The 14,561-nt window shown below is 64.8% G+C and carries 13 protein-coding genes; 5 read left to right on the top strand and 8 right to left on the bottom strand.

The genetic code is table 11. The features are described 5' to 3' along the window. Nucleotides 1–18: 18 nt before the first annotated feature. The 5 genes from ACTU6V_RS12150 to ACTU6V_RS12130 are packed head-to-tail and all read right to left on the bottom strand — an operon-like array spanning nt 19 to nt 4,907. The gene (locus tag ACTU6V_RS12150; RefSeq protein ID WP_443475680.1) at nt 19–1,497 is read right to left on the bottom strand and encodes an amidohydrolase; all 1,479 of its coding nucleotides are present in this window, start codon (nt 1,495–1,497) and stop codon (nt 19–21) included. Next, nucleotides 1,494–2,159: an FMN-binding negative transcriptional regulator gene (locus ACTU6V_RS12145; protein WP_443468404.1), complete on the bottom strand. Its 666-nt coding sequence runs from the start codon at nt 2,157–2,159 to the stop codon at nt 1,494–1,496. The genes ACTU6V_RS12150 and ACTU6V_RS12145 overlap by 4 nt, the downstream gene beginning before the upstream one ends. A gap of 29 nt (nt 2,160–2,188) precedes the next feature. Then, on the bottom strand, nt 2,189–3,187 hold the full coding sequence (locus tag ACTU6V_RS12140; protein ID WP_443468405.1) for an Fpg/Nei family DNA glycosylase: 999 nt from the start codon (nt 3,185–3,187) through the stop codon (nt 2,189–2,191). 1 nt (nt 3,188) lies between these two features. Continuing rightward, a complete protein-coding gene (locus ACTU6V_RS12135; protein WP_443468406.1) occupies nt 3,189–3,674 on the bottom strand; it encodes a ribose-5-phosphate isomerase in 486 nt (161 codons plus the stop codon). A 30-nt stretch (nt 3,675–3,704) separates the two neighbouring features. Beyond that, on the bottom strand, nt 3,705–4,907 hold the full coding sequence (locus ACTU6V_RS12130; protein WP_443468407.1) for a ferrochelatase: 1,203 nt from the start codon (nt 4,905–4,907) through the stop codon (nt 3,705–3,707). A gap of 100 nt (nt 4,908–5,007) precedes the next feature. Between ACTU6V_RS12130 and pepN the strand changes: the two genes are divergently transcribed. The 4 genes from pepN to ACTU6V_RS12110 are packed head-to-tail and all read left to right on the top strand — an operon-like array spanning nt 5,008 to nt 10,778. Continuing rightward, nucleotides 5,008–7,575 (top strand): aminopeptidase N, encoded by a 2,568-nt coding sequence (pepN, locus tag ACTU6V_RS12125; protein WP_443475679.1) that lies wholly within the window; start codon nt 5,008–5,010, stop codon nt 7,573–7,575. Between the two features lie 25 nt (nt 7,576–7,600). Beyond that, nucleotides 7,601–8,680, top strand: a complete 1,080-nt coding sequence (locus tag ACTU6V_RS12120) for a mechanosensitive ion channel family protein (RefSeq protein ID WP_443475733.1) — start codon at nt 7,601–7,603, stop codon at nt 8,678–8,680. After that, nucleotides 8,677–9,123, top strand: coding sequence for a globin (locus tag ACTU6V_RS12115; RefSeq protein ID WP_443468410.1), 447 nt, complete (start codon nt 8,677–8,679; stop codon nt 9,121–9,123). The genes ACTU6V_RS12120 and ACTU6V_RS12115 overlap by 4 nt, the downstream gene beginning before the upstream one ends. After that, nucleotides 9,120–10,778: an FAD-binding dehydrogenase gene (locus ACTU6V_RS12110; RefSeq protein WP_443475678.1), complete on the top strand. Its 1,659-nt coding sequence runs from the start codon at nt 9,120–9,122 to the stop codon at nt 10,776–10,778. The genes ACTU6V_RS12115 and ACTU6V_RS12110 overlap by 4 nt, the downstream gene beginning before the upstream one ends. Before the next feature lie 9 nt (nt 10,779–10,787). On the opposite strand, the gene ACTU6V_RS12105 is transcribed toward ACTU6V_RS12110, so the two are convergent. After that, on the bottom strand, nt 10,788–11,459 hold the full coding sequence (locus ACTU6V_RS12105; protein WP_443468412.1) for a DUF8185 domain-containing protein: 672 nt from the start codon (nt 11,457–11,459) through the stop codon (nt 10,788–10,790). Nucleotides 11,460–11,507: 48 nt separating this feature from the next. On the opposite strand from ACTU6V_RS12105, the gene ACTU6V_RS12100 reads away from it, so the two are divergent. After that, nucleotides 11,508–12,395, top strand: a complete 888-nt coding sequence (locus tag ACTU6V_RS12100) for an acyl-CoA thioesterase (RefSeq protein ID WP_443468413.1) — start codon at nt 11,508–11,510, stop codon at nt 12,393–12,395. On the opposite strand, the gene ACTU6V_RS12095 is transcribed toward ACTU6V_RS12100, so the two are convergent. After that, complete coding sequence (locus tag ACTU6V_RS12095; RefSeq protein ID WP_443468439.1) at nt 12,392–12,862, bottom strand: acyl-CoA thioesterase; 471 nt, start codon at nt 12,860–12,862, stop codon at nt 12,392–12,394. The two genes, ACTU6V_RS12100 and ACTU6V_RS12095, sit on opposite strands and share 4 nt — an antisense overlap. A 19-nt stretch (nt 12,863–12,881) precedes the next feature. After that, nucleotides 12,882–14,561: an energy-dependent translational throttle protein EttA gene (ettA, locus tag ACTU6V_RS12090; protein ID WP_417511630.1), complete on the bottom strand. Its 1,680-nt coding sequence runs from the start codon at nt 14,559–14,561 to the stop codon at nt 12,882–12,884.

The following is a 14,561-nucleotide window of genomic DNA, read 5'->3' as shown; positions in this document are numbered from 1 at the left end:
ACCCACACCGACTGCGGGTCACTCCAGGTGCGTCACACGTCCGTCGAGCAGCGTAGCGAGAACAGGCATCCGACGCAGAGTCGCAGCTGAAGCCGTACGCGGGTCGGCCGAGCAGATGACGAGATCTGCGCGGTCCCCCGGACGCACCTCGCTTCGGACGCTCGCCGAAAGTGCTTCGTCGACGCTCAACCGCTCTTCGGGATGCCAGGGAGCATGGTCGCCATCTGTGCGGTGCACGGCGGCCGAGATCGCCTGCCACGGGTCAAGCGGTGCCACCGGAGCATCCGACCCCAGCCGAAGCTCGACGCCTGCGCGCGCGAGAGCGGCCATCGGGTAGCCCACTGCGGTCTGATCCGCCCAGTATCCGTCGACGAGATCTCGGTCATCCAGAGCGTGCTGAGGCTGAATGCTCGCGGCAAGACCGAGGCGCGCGATACGGGCGATGTCAGCATGACGCACGAGCTGCGCGTGCTCGATCGTTCCGCGTGCACCCGTCACCGTCACCGCATCCAGAGCGAACGATACCGCCCGATCGCCGATCGCGTGCACCGCTGCGGCGAAGCCCGCCCCCGTCGACCGGGTCAGCAGCTGAATGAGTTCGGACGGCGAGACGTTGAGGACTCCGCGATCGGACTCATCACCGGGGTAAGCATGCGTGCATGCTGCCGTGCGCGTGCCGAGGGATCCATCGGTGATGACCTTCAGCGCGCCGACGTGCACGAGCCCATTTGTCCCGTCGAGCGAGTCTCCCGTGCGCAGACCCGCCGCAATGGCGCGCTCCAGGTCCGCGGGGTAGACGGCGAACTCGATGCGCTGAGAGCGGAAGCCGGAGTCGGCCCGTCTCACCCAGGCGTCAGCGTTCCAGGCCATGTCGAAATCGACGATTCCCGTCACGCCGCGTGCTGCCGCCGCGCGTCCCGCCGTCTTCACTGCGGCGTCACTGTGCAGCGGCTCTACCGCGTTCAGGCGTTTCGAGATCTCGAAAGCATCCTCTTCGCGGAGCACTCCATCCGGCGTGACGAATCCTTCACGTCGGAGGGCAGCGGAGTTCAACCAGGCGCTGTGCACATCCGCGTTGATCAGGTACGTCGGAACGTCGCCGGTCGCAGCATCCAGAATCTCGACCGATGGCGAATCACCCCAGAGCGCGTCGCGAAATCCGGTGCCGATACGACGGCCGTCGACGAAATACGCGGATGCCGCCATCAGTGCTGCTGCTTCCCGCGCGGATGTTGCATCGTGGAGCGCGACCCGCTCGGATACCAGCGCCCACTGGACTGTATGGACGTGGCTGTCCCACAGCCCCGGCACGACCCACGCACCATGCGCATCGATCGCCTGGCCCCGGACCGGCAGAGCACCCGAAGGGGCGATATCGACGATCTGACCCGCATCGATGTGGATGTCGACCGGCTCGTCATCCATGAGGTACTCACGACCGGGGCCGGCGATCCTCACCTGGCGGATCGCCGCCACACTCTCATCGATCGACGTCACGTGCGTGGCGCCTCGGCACCTCGTGCGGCCAGCCGTGCGTCATGCGCGCGCTGCATCTCGGCGACGAGTGCCGGGTTCGGGTAAGCCTCGTCCCCGGAGAGCTCGAGGATCACGTTCTCGATGATGTCATCGGACTTGTTCTGGCTCAGCTTGCGCTTGGCCGTCACGCGCGTCGGCGTCAGACGGAAGCCGGTCGTCCCCGCCTCGAGGCGCGAGATGAATGCCGTATCGTTCGGCGGCGTCCACATCCCGCGTGGCGAAGGAAAGCGGCGCTCGAAGTGCTCGACGAGGTCATCGAGCACTTTCAGATTCGCCTGAGTACCAAGGATCTCGGGGACCCCCGAGAGATGCACCGCGATGTAGTTCCACGTCGGAACCGCGGGGACATCGCCGTACCACCCCGGGGAGATGTACCCGTGCGGGCCCTGGAAGATCATCAGCAGCTCCTGCTTGGGCTCCCCGAGGCCCAGCACGAGGTCGTCAGGGCGGCCGACATGGCCGACGACCGTGAGGTCGTCACGATCCGGATCCAGCAGGATCGGATAGTGCGATGCGGTCATTCCGTTGGCATCGCGTCCGACCAGTGTCGCCCACGGATTGCCCGCGATCACGCGACGCAACTCGGCGATATCGGTCATCGCAAAACTCGGGTTCTGGCGCATGATCTCAGCCTAAGGCCGGTACCCCGTCATCACGCCTGACATTTCGGGCACCAGTACAGCTTGCGTGCACCGATCTCTTCCAGGACGATCTCGGTGCCGCAGGTACGACACGGTAGTCCCGCACGGTGGTAGACCCAGTGCCGATCATCGCGACTCGCCATCGCGGCACGGTAGTCGTCGGGTGACAGATCATCCATCGTCATCATCTGCCCGGTCTCGACCCCGATCGGCAGCAGACGGGCCCAGTCGCGCCAGAGTTCCCGCACGATCTCCTCCGGCACGTCCTTGCCACGCGTGTGCGGGTTGAGCCGCGCCCGGTAGAGCATCTCGGCACGGTACACGTTTCCGATGCCGCTGACGACGGACTGATCCATGAGCAGCAGCGCGATCGCCGTGCCCTTCTTGCGTACGACGCGGACGAAGCGCTCCTCGTTCTCCGCGGGATCCCCGACCAGCGGATCAGGCCCGAGCTTGGCAACCGTGGCGAGCATCTCGTTCGGTGTCTGCAGCACGCACGCAGTGGGTCCGCGCAGGTCTGCGACGGTGATATCGGTCATGAGACGAAGGCGCACCTGCCCCACGATCGGTGGCGGCCATTGCGCTCCCTCGTCGGCGAGGCCCTTGGTCTGCTCCGACATGCGCACGTGCACGCGTGCACGACGCGGTGCGCCGATCGATGCCAGCGAGTTCTCTCCGGCATCATCGAGGATCGGCGCATCCAGATCGGTGCCGCGCTGGTTGGTCTGTCCCATCCGGCCGTTCGCCGAGGCAATGGTCGGATCCAGCAGAATCTCACCGGCGAAATCCCATGCGCCGTACAGACCGAGGTGGACGCGCAGCCACAGGTCACCTTCGGCCTCGAGGAACATCTGCTTGCCGACGGCTTTGACGCCGATGGCCTCACGGCCGTTCAGTACCTCGGCGCCCTCGACGAAGCGGCCCTGCGGGCTGGACGCATGCAGAGTCTTGCCGATGAAGTTGCGTTCGAACTGCCGGGCGATCCGGTGTACGGAGTGTCCCTCAGGCACGTCAGACCCTGGGGTCGGGGAGGAGCGTACCGTCGCGCTCGAAGTCAGCGATCTGACCGATGCGACGGACGTGCCGTTCTTCATCGGAGAAGGGTGTCTCGATGAAGCGCTCGATGAACGCGACGACCTCTTCGAACGTATGCTGGCGCGCACCGATCGAGATCACATTCGCATCGTTGTGCTGGCGGGCGAGCTCTGCAGTGGACAGGTTCCACACAAGAGCTGCTCTGATGCCCTGCACCTTGTTCGCTGCGATCTGCTCGCCGTTACCTGAGCCACCGAAGACGATGCCCAGTGTGTCGATGCCCTTCGCCTGGTCCGCCACGACAGCCTGCGCCGCACGGATGCAGAATGCCGGGTAGTCGTCGAGAGCGTCGTACTCGACTGGACCGTGGTCGATGACTTCGTGTCCGAGAGCGCTCAGGTGGTTCTGGAGCTGCGTGGAGAACTCGAGCCCCGCGTGATCTGTGGCGATGTGGATGCGCATGGTCACCATCCTAGAAGCGTCGCACGTCGGTCATGGCGCTATCCCGGCAGCGGCCGGTTTGAACCCGAGTCTGACGTTCTCGCAGTCCCCAGGTCGCGACACGTCGTACCAAGGACCGAGGTCGGTCACATGCGGACGATCATCGGCCGGCGTGCCCTCGATGCGCTCGATCACCAGATCGATAAGGCCAGCGACGAATGCCGGATGGATGCCGGGGGTCGGCGTGCGCACTGCGGGGAGCCCCGCCTCCTGTGCCGACTCCATCGCCTCGGTGTCGAGATCCCAGAGAACCTCCATGTGGTCGCTGACGAATCCGAGCGGCACGATGATGACAGCCTTCGCACCGGCAGCCGGCAGCTGTGCGATCACGTCGTTGATGTCCGGCTCGAGCCAGGGCTGGGTGGGTGGGCCCGAGCGAGACTGGAACACCAGCTGCCACGGCACCGTTGCGCCGCCGGTCACGGCGCCGAGCTTCTCAATGATGTGCTCGGCAACCGCGCGGTGCTGCGCACCGTACGCGCCGCCCTCTCCCCAATCGACATCACGCGGACCGGAACGCTCGGCGTCTGCGATGGGGATCGAGTGCGTCGAGAAGAGCACATGAATGTCGGATGCCGCGATGCCCTGGCCCAGGAACTGCCGCACCGCAGCATCCACACCCTCTTGGAAAGGTGCGACGAAACCGGGGTGGTCGAAGAACAGTCTGATCTTGTCGGCTGTGACGCGTTCCTCGAGGCCGGCTTCGGTGATCGCGCGAGCGATGTCCTCGCGATACTGGCGATCGCTGGAATAGGAGCTGTAGGCGCTCGTCGCCAAGACGAGCAGGGTGCGGTGTCCGTCGTCGGCGGCTGCCGTGAACGCATCCGGCAGGTAGGGGTCCCAGTTGCGGTTGCCCCAGTAGACCGGCAGGTCCATGCCGCGCGAGGCGAGCTCTGCCTCGAGAGCCGCCTTCAACTCGCGGTTCTGCCCGTTGATCGGGCTCACACCCCCGAAATGCCGGTAGTGATGTGCGACCTCTTCGAGGCGTTCGTCGGGGATGCCGCGCCCACGCGTCACATTCCGCAGGAACGGGATGACATCATCCTGCCCCTCTGGGCCTCCGAAGCTCGCCAGGATGAGCGCGTCATACGCTACCGGCGTCTCGATGTACTCGGCTCCGCTGGCAGCGGCAGAAGAGGCGAACGGAACAATGATCTGGTCACTCGTGGTCACGGTTCCATCTTTCCATCTCATCGCGATGCATCAGCTGGGTCCTGGCGTAGGCTGTCATGGTTGCCTTCCGCGCCAGCCGCGTCGGATCTAAGCGATACCCCGAACCCCTGGGAGAAAAGCTGTGCCTGGAGAGAACCTCACCCGCATCGAAGCGCAGGAGCGCCGTGCCCTCATCGACACGCAGTCGTACGAGGTCTCACTCGACCTGACGAAGGGCGCCGAGGTCTTCGGATCTCGAAGCGTCGTGCGCTTCACCGCGACGCCGGGCAGCTTCACCTTCATCGATCTGATCGCGCGCGACGTACGCGAGATCTCCCTCAACGGAGAGCAGCTGGACCCTGTCGAGGTCTTCGCCGACTCTCGCATCGCCCTGACGGGCCTGCAGGAGGAGAACGTCCTCGTCGTCGATGCGGACTGCCTCTACACGAACACGGGTGAAGGTCTGCATCGCTTCGTCGACCCGGTCGACGAAGAGGTCTACCTGTACTCGCAGTTCGAGGTGCCTGATTCGCGTCGCGTCTTCGCGGTGTTCGAGCAGCCCGATCTGAAGGCCACCTTCCAGTTCACCGTCACCGCGCCAGACTCGTGGAAGGTCGTCTCCAACTCCCCCACGCCCGAGCCGATCAACCACGATGAGAGCAGCACGGCGACGTGGGGCTTCGAGCCCACCCCGCGCATCTCCTCGTACATCACCGCGCTTGTGGCAGGTCCGTACGAGTCGACGTTCTCCGAGCTGACCAGCGCGGATGGACGAGTGATCCCGCTCGGCGTCTATGCGCGCAAGAGCCTGTGGGCACACCTCGATGCTGACTACATCTTCGACAAGACCCGCGAGGGCTTCGCTTATTACGAGCAGAAGTTCGGCGTGCCGTACCCGTTCGCGAAGTACGACCAGCTGTTCGTGCCGGAGTTCAACGCCGGAGCGATGGAGAACGCGGGCGCGGTCACCTTCACCGAGACCTATGTGTTCCGCAGCAAGGTGACAGACGCCGTCAAGGAGCGTCGTGTCGTCACGATCCTCCATGAGCTCGCGCACATGTGGTTCGGCGATCTCGTCACCATGAAGTGGTGGAACGATCTCTGGTTGAACGAGTCGTTCGCTGAATGGGCATCGACCATCGCGACCGCCGAGGCAACGGAGTGGACCGAGGCATGGACCACGTTCAACGCCATGGAGAAGACCTGGGCATACCGCCAGGATCAGCTCCCCTCCACGCACCCGATCATGGCCGAGATCAATGATCTCGAAGACGTGCAGGTGAACTTCGATGGCATCACCTACGCCAAGGGCGGATCGGTGCTCAAGCAGCTTGCTGCCTGGGTCGGAATCGATGCCTTCTTCGCTGGCGTCGGCCAGTACTTCCAGAAGCACGCCTGGGGGAACACCGAGCTGAGTGATCTGCTCACCGAGCTCGAGGCGAGCAGCGGTCGTGACCTCAGCACCTGGTCGAAGAAGTGGCTGGAGACAGCAGGAGTCAACACGCTCTCCCCCGTCATCGCTGAAGACGTCGACGGTCTCATCACACGATTCGCCATCACCCAGACGGCTCCTGCGGACTATCCGACCATCCGCCCGCACCGTCTCGGCATCGGCTTCTACAACCTCGAGGACGGCACTCTCACGCGCTCGCACTACGTCGAGATCGATGTGGACGGCGACCGCACAGAGGTGCCGGAGCTCCAGGGACAGAAGCGGCCTGATCTCGTGCTGCTCAACGACAACGACCTCGCCTACGCGAAGATCCGCCTCGACGAGCGGTCGCTCGCTACGGCTATCGCACACCTCGGCGACATCTCCGACCCGCTCGCTCGCTCGCTCATCTGGGGCGCTGCGTGGGATCAGACGCGCGACGCAGAGAGCGCAGCATCCGACTACATCGACCTCGTGCTCGGGAACATCGGTCGCGAGACAGAGTCGACCACCATCCGCACGACGCTGGCGCAGCTGCGCACCGCCGCAACGCTCTATGTCACCCCTGCACAGCGCGACGCAACTCGCCTGAAGATCGCAGATGCGCTGTGGGACCTCGCGCACAGCGCCCCGGCCGGCGGTGACAGCCAGCTGCAGTTCGTCACCGCTTTCGCCTCATCGCTCGTCAATTCCGAGCATGCGGGAATCATCGGTCGTCTCCGCTCCGGCGAAGAGGCCCTCCCCGGCCTCGAGATCGATGCTGACCTTTCGTGGCAGCTGCTGGTGGGACTCGCATCGATCGGCGCGACCGACGCCGCATCGATCGCTGCTGCTCTCGCTGCGGACAACACGTCGAAGGGCGCGGAGTTCGCCGCCCAGGCTCGTGCCGCACTGCCGACGATCGAAGACAAGCGCGCAGCCTGGGCATCGCTCATCGACAACGCCGATCTGCCGAACACGATCGTGCGCTCGGCTGCAGCCGGTTTCGTCCACCCGAACAGCGTGGGTGTGCTCGGAGAGTTCGTGCAGAGCTACTTCGACATGCTCATCGACGTCTGGGACTCGCGGACCTATCAGATCGCGAACTATCTCATCGTCGGGCTCTATCCCACCGCTCTCGGCAGCGTCGAGCTGCGTGATGCCACCCGGGCATGGCTCGCCGACAACAAGGATGCGCCTCCCGCCCTGCGCCGCCTGGTCGGTGAGGAGCTTGCCGATGTCGAGCGTGCCCTCTACGCGCAGTCGCGCGATGGCGAGGAGCCTGAAGCGCACATCTGATCGATAGGATCGGGGGGTGCCGTTCATTCCATTCGATGCACCCCCTGAGCCACCGCCCGTCCTCAATGACCTGGCCGCGCTGTGGGTCTCGTTCATGCACTGGCTGCTCGAAGCAGGGCAGAACATCCTGAAGGTCGTCCTGATCATTGCGATCTGCATCGGCATCGCGTTCGTGCTGCGCCTGGTCATCCGGCGTGTCGTCACTCGCATCGTCAGCAGCGCGAAGCTGAAGGCGAACGTGGATGACACGCAGGCCTTCGAGCGCTCACCTCTCGCTGATATGCGCCTCGTGCAGCGTACCCGCACGCTCGGCAGCATCCTGCAGAACATCGTCAATGTCGCCGTCGCGATCGTGGCGCTCGTGCTCATCACGAACCTGCTCGCACCCAACCTGGTCGGATCTCTCACGCTGCTGACCGCAGCGATCGGCGCGGGGCTCGGATTCGGTGCCCAGAACATCGTCAAGGATGTGCTCAACGGTCTCTTCATCGTCGCCGAGGACCAGATCGGCATCGGCGACATGGTCGACATGGGCCTGGCATCCGGAGTGGTCGAGTATGTCGCCGTGCGCATCACGCACGTTCGCGATGTCAACGGCACGCTCTGGTACGTGCGCAATGGCGAAGTCACCCGCATTGGCAATATGTCGCAGGGCTGGGCACGCGCCATCATCGACATCGGCGTGCCTGCCGACGCCGACCTGTCGCAGGTGGAAGCCGCACTCCTCGAGGCAGCGCAGGGCCTCGCGAAGGATCCGAAGTGGCGCACCCGCATCCTCGAACGGCCCGAGGTGTGGGGCTTGGAATCGATCACCGGCGAAGCGCTCGTCGTCCGTGTCGTGATGAAGACACGTGCCACGGCGATGGATGACGCCGCCCAGGAACTGCGCATGCGTCTGAAGAGCGCGATCGAGGCGCTCGATCTCCAGATCCCCTCGTTGGAATCTGTCGTGCCGAACGGCTCCGAGGGCGCCCGCCGAGTTCGCGGCGCGAACCCTCCGAAGACCAGACCCAACGCTGTCACAGGTGTTCCCGCACCCGCACGCGGCATCTGGCGCAAGAAGAGCCCGAAGCAGGCACCCGAACCACCAGAGAAGGACAGATGACGTTCTACGACGAGATCGGCGGCTACGACACGATCGAGCGGATCGTCGACGGCTTCTACCGCGAAGTCGCTCTCGACCCTGTGCTGAAGCCGATGTACCCCGAAGAGGACCTCGGTCCTGCTGCTGAGCGATTCACGATGTTCCTCGCGCAGTACTGGGGCGGACCGACCACCTACAGCGAGAAGCGCGGCCATCCGCGTCTGCGCCTGCGCCACCAGCCTTTCCGCATCGATCCCGACGCACGCGATCGCTGGTTGCGGTGCATGCGCACCTCTCTCGATGAGATCCAGCTGTCCCCCCTCCACGACGCCACGTTCTGGGACTACCTCGAGCGCGCCGCATATGCCATGGTGAATACGCTGCCTTCGGCTGCGACGAGCCCGGGAACGCGCACCATGCTCGCCCCGCGCAGCACCAGTGAGGATTCAACGGAGAACACATGACACCCACGCCCCTGTCCGCAGATGTCCTGGTCATCGGATGGGGTCTGGCAGGCCTCGTCGCCGCTTCAGAGGCGGCAGCGGCGGGTCGCCGTGTGATCATCGTCGATCAGGAGCCACGCTCGAACCTCGGCGGTCAGGCATGGTGGTCGTTCGGCGGACTGTTCTTCATCGACTCGCCGGAGCAACGGCGGATGGGGATCAAGGATTCGCTCGAACTCGCGTCGCAGGACTGGTTCGGCAACGCCGGCTTCGACCGTGTCGAGGATGAGTGGCCGCGCCGGTGGGCCGAGGCATACCTGCAGTTCGCCGCGGGAGAGAAACGCGCCTGGCTGCGCGAACGAGGCGTCGGCTTCTTCCCCGTCGTCGGCTGGGCAGAACGCGGCGGCTACGGCGCGATCGGCCCTGGCAACTCCGTGCCCCGATTCCACATCACATGGGGTACGGGCCCTGGGATCGTCGCCCCGTTCGATGAGGCCGTTCACCGCGCCGAAGATGCGGGAACGGTGACGATCCTCCCCCGCCACCGGGTGACCGAGCTCCTCACCGCGGATCGCGCAATCGTCGGTGCACGCGGCGATGTGCTCACCGACAGCGCAGCCGAGCGTGGTGTCTCCTCCTCGCGCGAGGTCATCGGCGACTTCGAGATCTCCGCTGGAGCGACGATCCTCTCCTCAGGCGGGATCGGCGGAAACCATGACCTCGTGCGCGCTTCCTGGCCCGCCCGTCTCGGCACGGCCCCTGCGCACATGCTCTCCGGCGTCCCCGCATACGTGGACGGCTCGATGCATGCCGTCGCAGAGACCGCAGGCGCTCATCTGATCAATGGGGATCGGATGTGGCACTACGTCGAGGGCATTCAGAACTGGGATTCGGTGTGGCCCATGCACGGCATCCGCATCCTCCCCGGACCGTCCTCGCTGTGGCTCGATGCGACCGGCAAGCGGCTCCCTGTGCCGTTGTTCCCTGGTTTCGACACGCTCGGCACGCTCGAGCATCTGCGGACAACAGGGCATGACCACTCCTGGTTCATCACGACCCGCCAGATCATCGAGAAGGAGTTCGCGCTCTCCGGCAGCGAGCAGAACCCTGATCTCACCGGAAAGGACATCGGCCTACTGCTGAGATCCCGTCTGGCGAAGGGCCCGACCGGACCGGTGCAGTCGTTCCTCGATGAGGGAGCCGACTTCATCGTCGAAGACGATCTGGAATCGCTCCTCGAGCAGATGCGCGCGCACCCTGGCGGCGATGTGCTGGATATCGAGCACGTCCGCCGCGAGGTCACCGCTCGCGACCGCGAGATCGATAATGATTTCTCCAAGGACGCGCAGATCGGGATGCTGCGCTCCATGCGCTCTTATCGCGGGGACAAGCTCATCCGCACAGCGGCGCCGCACAGGCTGCAGGACCGCTCTGCGGGGCCGATGGTGGCCGTCAAGCTGCACGTGCTGACTCGGAAATCTCTCGGCGGAATCAAGACGGATCTGGACGGACGCGCTCTCGATGCTGCCGGCGCTGTCATCCCTGGGCTCTTCGCGGCCGGTGAGGCCAGCGGGTTCGGTGGCGGCGGAGTGCACGGCTACCGGGCCTTGGAAGGAACGTTCCTCGGCGGCTGCCTGTTCTCCGGTCGACAGGCCGGACGTGCTGCGGCACGCTGACCCTGCTGGTCAGCCGGCGGAGGAACCCGTCGATCGCACAGCCGTCAGCCCGCTTGCGACCGGACCACGCGAAAGCACATGTCCGCGGCGGAAGGCAAGGCGCGTCCATCGCCCCGAGACCGTCACCGGCACCTGCTCCTCGCCAGAGATGAACCCGAAAGCGTGCGCGGCGAACGCGATGCCCCGAGGAAGCTCGCCAAGCTCTTCGTCAGGCTCGCCCCAGATAGCTGCCCGCAGTGCACGGACGGCTTCTTCGCCTGCTCCCGGTGTCGCGCCGCGCGCCACCGCAGAGATGCCCCACTGCGCGCGAGTGGCCACCGCAGCAGCTTCGAGGTCGCTCTTCTGCGCCCAGCCACCGCGCGGGGGCGCGACGCCTGCCCACGCCGGAGACCTCCCGGTCTCGGGAAGGATCAGCTGGCGATCATCGTCGTGGTCAGCCGTGAGCTCATCGACGACGATGTCGCACTCCAGCTCGGGATCAGCGTGGACGATGCGCATCGCCAAGATGGACGGCGTCTGGTCGAAGAGCCCCTGCGGTGCGAGGGCGGCAGCGGTCATCGCTAGTACGCCTCCGGACGCTTGGAGCCGGATGCCGTCATCCGAGATCTGGTTCGCACGACCGAGAAAAGTCAGGACGTCCTTCGCGGTGTCGGGGTCAGAGAGAACGAGGCGTGGCTGCACACGTTCTAAACTACCAAGGACGCAATCGGCGTCATGGAAGGGAGCGCCATGAGCGCCGATGCGCAGGCTCGAGCAGCCGTCGACCATCTCCTCGACGTTCTCGATCTTGATGAGAGTCAGGCCAGGACCACTGAAGACATCTTCACGGGTCGCTCGCACGGCATGCCGACCGGACGGATCTACGGTGGACAGGTTCTCGGACAGTCGCTGCTGGCCGCGGAACGCACTATGCCTGCCGATCGCGCCGCGCATTCGATGCACGGCTACTTTCTGCGTCCCGGGGACTCCTCCCAGGGCGTCACTATCGCCGTCGACCGCATTCACGACGGCCGGTCATTCTCCACGCGTCGCGCACAGGCCTATCAGAACGGTGTGCCGATCTTCTCGATGATCGCGTCGTTCCAGGATGACGCACCCGGTCTCGAGCACGCCGCGCCCATGCCCTCTGATATTCCTGCGCCGGAAGATCTCGTCTCAGACGACGAGCTCCTCCACGGCGAAGCACGATGGCTCAAGAATCGTCCGGCGGACATTCGACACATCCAGTCGCCGATCTATCTCGTCGCCGACGGCGAGCTCAGCCCGCACCAGGCCATCTGGATGCGGCTGCGATCGCCCATGCCCGATGACGCGCGGATGCACCGCGCGGCGTTGGCCTACCTCAGCGATATGACGATCCAGGAGTCGATCCTGCGTGCTCATGGCATCGCCTGGTCGACGCCGGGGCTGAAAGTCGCAAGCCTCGACCACGCGATGTGGTGGCACCGTCCTGCGCGGGTCGATGAGTGGATGCTGTACGTGCAGAAGTCAGCGAATGCGCGCGGTGGGCGAGGCCTGGCGACCGGCCGGATCTACACGCGTGAAGGTGTACTGGCTGCGAGCGTGTCGCAGGAGATCATGATCCGCGTGCCTGACGCGCCGGGAGCAGCAGACTAACGTCGATGCGCGTAGGTGACGGGGTCTCCGAGGTACGGCGCCCACACCTGTCGCATCTCGTCTGCCACGCGGGTCGGCCGCCCCGTCTGGGCATCGACGAGCACGACGATGGCGGTTGAGCGCGCGTAGAGCACACGCTCGGCGTTCGTGGGGTCGTTGAAGACTTCATAGCAGACTTCGACGCTTGATCCGCCGATCTTCGCGAACCACATCTGCACATCGAGCGGACGACGCTGGTACGGCACAGGGGCGAGATACTCGATCTCCTGGCGGGCGATGAGGGTGAGGATTCCCTGGTCGATCCCGGAATCCAGCACTGCGGTAGCGGGCGCATCCTCCCCCGGTGCCGCCCTCCAGAAGGCGCGCACGCGAGCCTCTTCGAGAAGCTTGAGCATCGAGGTGTTGTTGACGTGGTTGAACGCGTCCAGATCTCCCCATCGCAGGTGGATGGGGAGATGCAGACGCATTCCGGTGCCTGTCGAGTCGTCAGTCACGCGTGAGCTTGCGGTGCGTGGAGCGGTGCGGGTTTGCAGCATCCGGTCCGAGACGCTCGATCTTGTTCTGCTCGTAGGACTCGAAGTTGCCCTCGAACCAGTGCCACTTGGCAGGGTTCTCGTCCGTGCCCTCGTAGGCGAGGATATGAGTCGCGATGCGGTCAAGGAACCACCGGTCGTGCGTGATGACCACAGCGCAACCAGGGAACTCGAGTAGCGCGTTCTCGAGCGAGCTCAAAGTCTCGATGTCGAGGTCGTTGGTGGGCTCGTCGAGGAGCAGAAGGTTGCCGCCTTCCTTGAGCGTCAGCGCGAGGTTCAGTCGGTTGCGCTCACCACCGGAGAGGACACCGGCCTTCTTCTGCTGATCCGGGCCCTTGAATCCGAACTTGGAGACGTATGCCCGAGAGGGGATCTCGGTCTTGCCGACCGTGATGAAGTCGAGCCCGTCGGAGACGACCTCCCACAGGTTCTTGTTCGGGTCGATGTTCGCACGCGACTGGTCGACGTAGCTGATCTTGACCGTCTCACCGATCTTGAGATCGCCGCTATCGAGCGGCTCGAGGCCGACGATGGTCTTGAACAGCGTGGTCTTTCCCACGCCGTTGGCGCCGATGATCCCGACGATGCCGTTCGGCGGAAGGCTGAAGCTGAGGCCGTCGATCAGTACACGATCGCCGAAGCCCTTCTTCAAGTTCTTGGCCTCGATCACGACGCTGCCCAGGCGAGGGCCGGCAGGAATCTGAATCTCTTCGAAGTCCAGCTTCCTGGTGCGCTCGGCCTCAGTGGCCATCTCTTCGTAACGGGCCAGACGAGCCTTCGACTTGGTCTGGCGTCCCTTGGCGCTGGAGCGAACCCACTCGAGCTCATCCTTCAGGCGCTTGGCGAGCTTGGCGTCCTTCTTGCCCTGGATGGCGAGACGCTCGCCCTTCTTCTCGAGGTAGGTGGAGTAGTTGCCCTCGTAGCCGATGAGTCGCCCACGGTCGACCTCAGCGATCCACTCTGCGACATTGTCGAGGAAGTACCGGTCGTGCGTGATGGCGATGACGGCACCCTTGTACGCCTGCAGGTGCTGCTCGAGCCAGAGAACGCTCTCGGCGTCGAGGTGGTTGGTGGGCTCGTCGAGCAGAAGAAGGTCCGGCTTCTGCAGCAGGAGCTTCGCCAGTGCGACACGACGCTTCTCTCCACCGGAGAGCGGAGCGATCGCGGCGTCGGCCGGCGGGGTTCGCAGTGCATCCATCGCCTGCTCGAGCTGGGAGTCGAGGTCCCAACCGTCTGCGGCGTCGATCTCTTCCTGCAGCACGCCCATCTCGGCGAGCAGGGTGTCGAAGTCGGCATCCGGATCTGCCATCAGCGCAGAGATCTCGTTGAAGCGGTCCAGCTTCGCCTTGATCGCAACACCCTCTTGGATGTTCTCCAGCACATTCTTGGACTCGTCGAGCTCGGGCTCCTGCATGAGGATTCCGACGGTGAAGCCGGGCGTGAGCTTCGCCTCGCCGTTCGAGGGCTGATCAAGCCCTGCCATGATCTTGAGGATCGTCGACTTACCGGCACCGTTCGGGCCGACCATACCGATCTTCGCTCCGGGAAGGAACGACATGGTCACGTCATCGAGGATGAGCTTCTCGCCCACCGCCTTGCGCGCACGAACCATCGAGTAGATGTACTCAGCCAC

This window comes from Microbacterium zouquanmingi, assembly GCF_052266675.1.
GTDB lineage: Bacteria > Actinomycetota > Actinomycetes > Actinomycetales > Microbacteriaceae > Microbacterium.
The sequence above is the reverse complement of the archived record's forward strand: the minus strand, read 5'-3'. Positions and strand labels throughout refer to the sequence as shown.

Bases quoted from the DNA above. Each gene is read 5' to 3' on its own strand.
- ACTU6V_RS12115 (WP_443468410.1), top strand. From the start codon at position 8,677: ATGACGTTCTACGACGAGATCGGCGGCTACGACACGATCGAGCGGATC.
- ACTU6V_RS12145 (WP_443468404.1), bottom strand. From the start codon at position 2,159: ATGCGCCAGAACCCGAGTTTTGCGATGACCGATATCGCCGAGTTGCGT.
- ACTU6V_RS12100 (WP_443468413.1), top strand. From the start codon at position 11,508: ATGAGCGCCGATGCGCAGGCTCGAGCAGCCGTCGACCATCTCCTCGAC.
- ACTU6V_RS12095 (WP_443468439.1), bottom strand. From the start codon at position 12,862: ATGCGTCTGCATCTCCCCATCCACCTGCGATGGGGAGATCTGGACGCG.
- ACTU6V_RS12110 (WP_443475678.1), top strand. From the start codon at position 9,120: ATGACACCCACGCCCCTGTCCGCAGATGTCCTGGTCATCGGATGGGGT.
- ACTU6V_RS12135 (WP_443468406.1), bottom strand. From the start codon at position 3,674: ATGCGCATCCACATCGCCACAGATCACGCGGGGCTCGAGTTCTCCACG.
- ACTU6V_RS12130 (WP_443468407.1), bottom strand. From the start codon at position 4,907: ATGAGATGGAAAGATGGAACCGTGACCACGAGTGACCAGATCATTGTT.